This is a genomic window from Enterococcus sp. DIV1298c, from assembly GCF_017316315.1.
Classification (GTDB): Bacteria; Bacillota; Bacilli; order Lactobacillales; family Enterococcaceae; genus Enterococcus_B; species Enterococcus_B mangumiae.
In genome coordinates, this window is record NZ_JAFLWG010000041.1 from 54,073 (window position 1) to 62,145 (window position 8,073).

Sequence of the window (8,073 nt, forward strand, 5' to 3'; positions counted from 1 at the left end):
TCCTTTACAAATAAATTTCCTATCCCCAAAAACAAAGGTAACGCTTTCATTCTTTGCCTGATTTTTGATACCAAGGGGTTGCTGTCTGATTGATCACTTGATTCAAGGCTTCAATATTCTGTCTACCTTGTGTCCGCAGCCATTGGATAGCCCCTTCTTTTCCAGACTCTACATACGCTTTGACGCCGTCTTTCCAAGTCGCTCGCCCACACAAGACACCATTGAAGCTGGAACCTGACTCATGCGCAAAGATCAGTGTTTGTTGGAATAATTCAGCCGACACACCGGCACTTAGGAAAATAAATGGTAAATGGGTCGTCTCACTTTGTGCCTTAAAAAAGTCAGCTGCTTCTTTTTTACTATAAACGATTTCCTTTTCGCCAAAGCCTTCCACAAAGTTCATATTAACTGGTACTTCAACTTTCAAAACATCTACTTGGTATCTAGGTTTTGAAAATTCTTTCATCATTTCGATCACTTTATGCGGTTTGATCTTTGCATACTCTGGTGAAGCGTTATCATTTATTCCAGCATCATAAGAAAGTAGTTCTAAATAAAATGGGCGATCTTCTCCTGCACACTCGCTTCCCAGTCGCTCAATAAAGATATGTTTCAAATGATTGATTTTAGGATCTTCATCCACATCATAATAAAGTAAAAATTTGACTGCATCCGCCTGTTCTTCTTTCAATCTCAAGGAAGACCAATCACTTAACAGGTCTGGTAAACGTCCAGGCGTGGAGACATCATAACCTGTTTTTTCGTAGGCTAAAAGCAAACCAGCTTCTTGATCTCGAACTTTGGCAGCGGGTAATCCATATTCTGGATCTAACAAAATAGCTGAAGCATAAGGCGTCAACTCACTAGAAACCAACGCTTTGAATTCGATCAATTGTTCCTCTGTCGGCGTTTGCCCTAAGGCCGACAGCATTTTTTTCAATGCGCCTCGCTGATCGATTGCTAATGCACTGATGATGCCGTCTTTTGTTGCCAATTGCTCCATCGCTTTTTTCTTGTTTGGTGTCATCTTTTTTTGTTTCCTCCTTTATTCCGCATCGGGATATTCATGGATCGTCACGCCTTTGACTACTCGGTTCACGGTTCCTGTCGGTGAAGGCGTGTCAGGTGTATTACCAACTTTGATCGACATATGCAAAGCAATGATTTGTGCGGTTAAAATCATGACTACAGATAAATACGCATCAGGTAATTCTAACGCTTCTGGCTCTAAGAAAAAGTTTGTCCCAGAAAAATCTCTGTTTGTTGATTGAGCGATTGCTAAAACATTGGCAGCAATACCGTTCTCATGGATTTCTTCTAAAATATCTATATCATAGTTGCGTGTATACTCTTGGTTCGTCACAAGCCCAATCACTAATGTTTGATCATTGACAAAGGATTTTGGTCCGTGACGAAAGCCCATCGAAGAATCAAAGATCGTCGCGATTTTTCCGGCAGTCAACTCCAAGATTTTCAGCTGTGCTTCTCTTGTTGCTTGCGCTAAACTTCCAGAACCTAGATACGCCACTCGATCAAAAGGAATCGTTAAGAACCCTGCTAATTCTTGCTCTCTTTCAATCACACCTCTACCAATACGGCTCAATGTGTGGAGATATTTTTGTTTCTTACCTGTATTCGTCGTATCAAAAAGCCAAAGTGCGCTCAATAACATACAAGTAAAGCTACCTGTCATGGCAAAGCCGGCATCATTTGATTTTTCTGGCATCAACAACAAGAAATGTTGCGATTGTCCATGTCCGATTTTTGCTAGCTCGCCGTCTTTTGCACAGGTAATGGTCAAATGAAAAAGTGTGTTTACCACTTGATCCGCAATATTGACCGCTGCTAAACTTTCCGGACTGTTGCCACTTCTCGCAAAAGAAACGAGTAATGTGGGTTGATCAGGAAACAAATACTCTTTGGGTGAAGCCACGATATCTGTCGTACCAAAACTGTGAAAGGCAAAACGTTCCGTATCCCCATGTTCATTTAAGTAAGGAACGATCGTATCACCGACATATTGAGAAGAACCCGCACCGGTAAAAATGACTTGAATTTGCTTACCGTTGGCTCTTTTGTCAAGTTCATCAAAGAACTGAGAGAGTTCATTTTGCTTTTCTCCCAAGATTTCCACAACCTCTTCCCAAAGATCGGGCTGCTGCTTGATTTCTTCTGTAGTGATCCTTGCACCTATTTTTTCTAATTCATCCTTTGACAGTTCAAACATTTTTCATTTCCCCCCTAGATTACTCCGAACATGACGGATCTTATAATGGAATTGGTCTGCTCTTGCGATACTATCTGTGTATTCGATGATCTCGTTTTTGACATTGAACGTCGTCCGTTTCAAATGTAAGATCGGCGCTCCATCACAGATGTGCAGCAATTCCGCATCTTTTGCATACACAATACTTGCGTAAAATTCTTCTTCTGCCACTTGGACATGTTGATCAAAATCTTCCAGAAAGACATCATACAAAGGCTTACTTTCCAATAATGATAAATCAAGACCAAGAAACAGTTTTGCTGGTAAATAGGATCGCTCAACCATTAAAGGCACATCGTCTGCTAAACGTAGCCGCTTGATCTTGAAGATCGCTTCGCCTAAATTGACATTCAAACATTCAGCCAACTGCTTGGTCGCTGCTAGTTTTTCAAATGCTAAAATACTCGTTTTCGGTGTACGTCCCAATGCTTGCATCTCTTCTGTGAAACTGTAAGCCCCCGCCAAACTGCCGGCTTGATTCGATAAGTCACTGACAAATGTTCCTTTTCCATGTTTCTTATAAATGTAACCAAGTGTTTCTAACTCCTGCAACGCTAGCCGAACCGTCGTCCGACTCACCCCATAGTACAGACATAATTCCCGCTCAGACAACAATTTATCATGAGGGATCATTTCTGCCTCGATATGTTTTTTTAGTGCATCAACTAGTTGATAATATAACGGTTTCCCCTTACTAGAGTTTTCCATTTTTATACCCCTTCCGAACTGGTTATAACCACAAGACAATCGTAAGTCAAAAATAACCGTACGTCAACACAAAAAACACCATAAAACAGCTATATAACAACGTTTTTAATGAAAATATATAAATCACATTTAAATACCTCGAAAATACCAGTTAAAATAAAAAAACATCATAACAATAGCAAAAATAAATAAAATCCTTGTAATCAAAAAGTTTATTTACCTCATTTTTTTATAAAATAATGAGTACGATCAACTCCTCTTTTTCTTATAATTAGCAAAATTTTAATAAAAAATAACATAAAAAAAGAAACACTCCATTTCGCACCGATAAGTACTTGAAGTGTTTCTTTTCCGTTATTTTAAAGATACAAATTGACTAGCGAATAAGCTTTTCTTGCCAAGAAGAAGCTGTCTGCATCAAGACTTCATTTAACTCTTCGATGTTGCTTCTTCCTTGTTCAGCTAACCATTTTTTTGCCGCTTGTGTTCCTTGTTCTGCAAAAGGTGTCACGCCACTTGCCCACGTCGCCCGTCCGCATAAAACACCATTGAAAGAAGAACCTGCATTTTTAGCAAAACGCAACGTCTCTTGGAATTGTTCCGCACTGACACCTGCACTCAGAAAAATAAACGGTAAGTCAGTTGCTTGACTTTGCTCTTGGAACAAAGCGGTTGCTTCTTGCTTGGAATACATGATTTCTTCTCCAAATCCTTCGACAACATTCATATTGACCGGTACTTCTACTTTTAAGACATCTACATTGAACCTAGGATCAGAGAAAACCTTCATCATTTCAATGACCTTTTTCGGTTTTATTTTCGCATATTCTTTTGAGGTAGCATCAGCGATCGTTGCATCGTAAGACAATAATTCTAAAAAGAAGGGCAGATCTTCCGCTAGACATTCCGAACCGATTCTTTCCACGTATGCTTGTTTACGTTCATTGATTTCCTTGCTTTCGTCAACATCATAGTAAAGCAAGAATTTGCATCCGTCTGCTCCCGCTTCTTTTAATCTTTTGACTGACCAAAATGCTAAGGTATCCGGCAAACGTCCAGGTATCGTTGTATCATATCCGGTTTTCTCATAAGCCAATAACAAACCAGCTGTCTCGGCACGTTTTTCGGCAGCAGGCAACCCATATTCTGGATCTAAAAGAATGGAAGAAGCGAAAGGGGTCAACTCTTCAGATACACTTTCTTTGAAAAGGATCAAATCCTCCGCTGCCACCTCCGCTTTGTGTGTTGCTATCATTTTTTTCAACGCACCTCTTTGATCAATCGCTAAAGCCCCAATGATGCCTTCTGGATTGCTCATCTTTATCAATGCCTGATATTTTTCCGCAGATACTTTTCTCATCTTTTCAACGTCCCTTCTAACCTAGAATCGATCAAACCAACAATTTCTTCTTGTGTGGCAGCCGCAATAAACGCCTGTTTAAAGCCATCATCCATCAACATTCGTGCCATTTGCGAAAGAAGTACCAAGTGGCTAGTCCCCGCTTCTGCGGCTGGAATAAACAAAGCAATCACATACTTGATCGGTTGACCGTCTAAACTATCCCATGCAACCGCATTCGTTAATTTCAAGATAATGATCGTTGGCTCTTGGATACTTTCACTTTTGGCATGAGGGATCGCAAAGCCATCCATCATACCAGTCGTTCCTTCTGCTTCTCGTAGCTTTAATCCATTTTTGACCGCTTGCTCGTCAGTCGCCTTTCCTACTTCAACGATTTTTGTTGAAAGAAAGTCAAACACCGCTTCACGAGTATTTGACACAACGTTGGTATAAACAAATAAGTTATTCATCAAAAGAATCCTTCTCCTTTCACGCACGTAGTGACTTTCTTTTTTGAACTAAGCCCAGTAATACGCCGCCCACAACAGATCCAGCAAGAATCGCCAGAACCCACAGTAAACCATGTGTCACTACTGGTAAAACGAGAAACCCGCCATGTGGTGCCGGAACTTGTACCCTAAAGAAATAAGTCAAGACAGCAGCAATTGATGAACCAAGCATCATGATCGGCAACACACGAAGCGGATCTTTTGCCGCAAAAGGAATCGCCCCTTCCGTAATATGTGTTGATCCTAGAATGAAATTGACTAAACCAGCATTTTTTTCGTTTTTCTCGAAGTATTTGCCAAAAAGCAAAACAGCAAACCCAGTAATCAATGGCGGCGCTATACATGCTGCGGAAACACCTGCCATGAAGCTGGTATTCCCTTGCGCCAAAAGAGCCGTTCCAGTCACGTAGGCGGCTTTATTGATCGGGCCACCCATATCGAACGCACACATACAACCGACGATCACGCCTAAAACTAATGGACTTGAATTTTCAAACCCTGCCAGAAAATCCATCATGCCTTCATTGATACTCGCCATCGGTCCTGAAATGACCGTCATGAGCAACCCGGTAATCAGTACACCTAGTACGGGATATAAGAAAATCGCTTTTAAACCATCCAAGAATTTAGGCAAAGGTTTTAACGCTTTCATTAATCCCAACACGATATAGCCCGCCAAGAAACCGGAAATAATCCCTCCTAAGAAGCCCGTCCCACCATCTGAAGCGATCAGTCCGCCGACAAAGCCTACAACCAACCCAGGTCGCTTAGCAATTCCTTCAGCAATAAACGCGGAAAGAATCGGTACCATCATACTCATCGCAAAACCACCGATGCGATTCAGACTCGCCGCAAATTCATTGTATTGCGCATTCGCCGGATCAGCAGAATAGATTCCCCATAGAAAAGAAATTGCAATCAAGACCCCACCACTGACCACAAAAGGCAACATATGGGAAACCCCATTCATCAAATTCTTATAGATGCCGTGACCAATGCTTTGTTGCGCATGCTGTTTTTCATTATCTGTTGTTTTTACTTTTTCAGAAACCACTCCTGCTCCGCTTAAAGCCGCCGCAATCAGCTGTTCGGCTTCTTTGATCCCTTTAGAGACGGAAACATCAATGATTCTTTTTCCAGCAAACCGTTCAGATTGAACATCTTTATCCGCTGCAATAATCACTGCCTCTGCTTCAATGATTTCTTGTTCTGTCAGTCGATTTTCCACCCCTACTTGGCCATGCGTTTCCACCTTGATCGAAATCCCTTTTTTCTTCGCTGCCTGTTCCAGTGCTTCTTGTGCCATATACGTGTGGGCAATTCCTGTCGGACAACCAGTTGCTGCAATTAATCGATACTTAGCCATTATCTGAATTCCTCCTTATGAATGGTGATTTCTTTTTTCAACTCTGCTACATCTGTAAAATCAGTTAATCCTTTTTGAAACGCAGTCGAGCTACCAGCAGCTAAACTGTTCTTGAAAAAATCTATAGGATCTTCTCCTTTGATCATCCCTGCCAAAAAAGTCCCTAATAATGTATCGCCGGCACAAGCAGTATTGACGACTTTTCCTTGCGGTGCATTTCCTGATAAACAATAGTCATTGTTCACGTAAATTCCACCAGCTTCACCTAATGACAACAACACATGTTGAGCCCCTGCGGCTAATAACTTCTGACAATAGTTGACGTATTGCGTTTCTGCGATTTCTTCCTCAAACCATTCTGCCAATTCCTGTTCATTCGGTTTCAATAAAAACGGCTGATACTTTAAACATTGGGTAACGATCTTAGCACTTGTATCTAAAATCAAACGCACGCCATTCTCATGACAAATTTTACTGATTGCCACTAAGGTCTCTTCTGGCACGCCTCTTGGCAAGCTCCCCGAAACACAAAGATAATCCCCCGCTGACAATTGCTTGATTTTCGCAAGTAATTCTTCGATCCCCTGTTGATCAATCTCTGGACCACGATTGACTAGCTTGTATTCATCGGCTTCCTCATTCACCTGAGTAAATACATTGATTCTAGTCATTCCCGGCACTGAAACAAAACGAGCTTCAATCCCTTCCTTGGTCAAACAGTCTTCGATATAAGCCCCGGTAAACCCTCCACTAAAACCGAGCGCAGTATTTGGTATGCCTAGTTTCTTTAAAATCAGTGAAACATTGACACCTTTCCCGTTTGCTTGGATGTCATCATCGATTGATCGATTCACGATATTCGGTTTAAGTTGTTCTACTTCGATAAACAGATCAATCGCCAGATTCATCGTACATGTATATACGTTAGCCATCTTTGCGCCTCCTAACTTTATCTACAGTATGACCTGTTTTTTGTTGTACATGTTTTCTAAATCAAGACAAATTTAGGGAAAACTTTACAAAACAGAATTTCACAAAAGTAAGGGGTTACATTCGTGGTAGAATAAAAAGATAAAAAATAAAGGGGTGAAATGGATGGAGCATAAGTTGAGTGAAGCAGAAAATTTTTTATGGGATTATATGATGAACCACATTCAGGAAATCCCTAATCTATCGATCATCAAGTTAAGCGAACGGGCAAATGTATCCACCACGACGATCGTTCGCACGATGAAGAAAAAAGGCTATGAAGGCTATACCTCGTTCAAGCATTATCTAAAAGAACAAAAGAATACAAAAATCAATTTTTCTACTGTAGATAAAGTGGATAGTGAAATAAAAAGCTCCATTCTAAAAAATGAGCAAGAAGTCGTGCGTACGATCAACATGTTAGATACAGGGGTAATCGAAGATGCGATTCAAAAAATCTGGAGTTCACAAAGAATCATTATCTTTGCCAGAGGATTTTCCGAAATGATTGGGGAAGAAATGCGAACAAAATTTCAGCTACTCGATAAATACTGTGTTCTTCATACCGATCCAAATATCATCAAAACAATCAGTCGCAAATTGCACAAAAAAGATGTCGTTCTTTTTATTTCCCTGAACGGTGAAACAGAAGAATTAGTAGCCGCTGCGGAAAATTGCTATCGTGAGGAAATCAGTTCGATCTTGATTACCGCCTCCCGGGAAAGCCGTTTGAATCACTTAGCAGAATTATCCTTGATTGGCTTTAAGTCCGAAATCTCCTTTTTCCCTGAATATGAAGTCCGCTCTCGATTACCACTTTCTGTGATTGCGCGAATCTTGTTGGATTCGTATGCGATCCGGGTGAAGAAGGGGGATTGAGGAGCATATTAAAAAAGCACTGATAATCGAAAAC

The 8,073-nt window shown here is 40.9% G+C and carries 8 protein-coding genes; 1 reads left to right on the top strand and 7 read right to left on the bottom strand.

Translation table 11 applies throughout. The features are described 5' to 3' along the window. Positions 1-46 precede the first annotated feature (46 nt). The 7 genes from lacD (JZO83_RS10055) to pfkB all read right to left on the bottom strand — a co-directional run bounded on the left by lacD (JZO83_RS10055) (position 47) and on the right by pfkB (position 7,123). Positions 47-1,027, bottom strand: coding sequence for a tagatose-bisphosphate aldolase (gene lacD, locus JZO83_RS10055; protein WP_207115656.1), 981 nt, complete (start codon positions 1,025-1,027; stop codon positions 47-49). 18 nt (positions 1,028-1,045) lie between these two features. Next, positions 1,046-2,227 (bottom strand): SIS domain-containing protein, encoded by a 1,182-nt coding sequence (locus JZO83_RS10060; RefSeq protein ID WP_207115657.1) that lies wholly within the window; start codon positions 2,225-2,227, stop codon positions 1,046-1,048. 3 nt (positions 2,228-2,230) lie between these two features. Further along, on the bottom strand, positions 2,231-2,974 hold the full coding sequence (locus JZO83_RS10065; RefSeq protein WP_207115658.1) for a GntR family transcriptional regulator: 744 nt from the start codon (positions 2,972-2,974) through the stop codon (positions 2,231-2,233). A gap of 376 nt (positions 2,975-3,350) precedes the next feature. Next, a complete protein-coding gene (lacD, locus tag JZO83_RS10070; protein WP_207115659.1) occupies positions 3,351-4,334 on the bottom strand; it encodes a tagatose-bisphosphate aldolase in 984 nt (327 codons plus the stop codon). Beyond that, positions 4,331-4,786, bottom strand: a complete 456-nt coding sequence (locus JZO83_RS10075; RefSeq protein WP_207115660.1) for a fructose PTS transporter subunit IIA — start codon at positions 4,784-4,786, stop codon at positions 4,331-4,333. Before JZO83_RS10075 ends, lacD (JZO83_RS10070) begins: the two co-directional genes overlap by 4 nt. A 19-nt stretch (positions 4,787-4,805) precedes the next feature. Then, positions 4,806-6,191 carry a PTS fructose transporter subunit IIBC gene (locus JZO83_RS10080; protein ID WP_207115661.1) on the bottom strand — a complete coding sequence of 462 codons (1,386 nt, stop codon included), beginning with the start codon at positions 6,189-6,191 and terminating at the stop codon, positions 4,806-4,808. Beyond that, positions 6,191-7,123, bottom strand: coding sequence for a 1-phosphofructokinase (gene pfkB, locus JZO83_RS10085; RefSeq protein WP_207115662.1), 933 nt, complete (start codon positions 7,121-7,123; stop codon positions 6,191-6,193). Before pfkB ends, JZO83_RS10080 begins: the two co-directional genes overlap by 1 nt. 163 nt (positions 7,124-7,286) lie before the next feature. Here pfkB and JZO83_RS10090 point away from each other — a divergent pair, with 163 nt between their 5' ends. Next, positions 7,287-8,039, top strand: coding sequence for a MurR/RpiR family transcriptional regulator (locus JZO83_RS10090; protein ID WP_207115663.1), 753 nt, complete (start codon positions 7,287-7,289; stop codon positions 8,037-8,039). Positions 8,040-8,073: the final 34 nt, after the last annotated feature.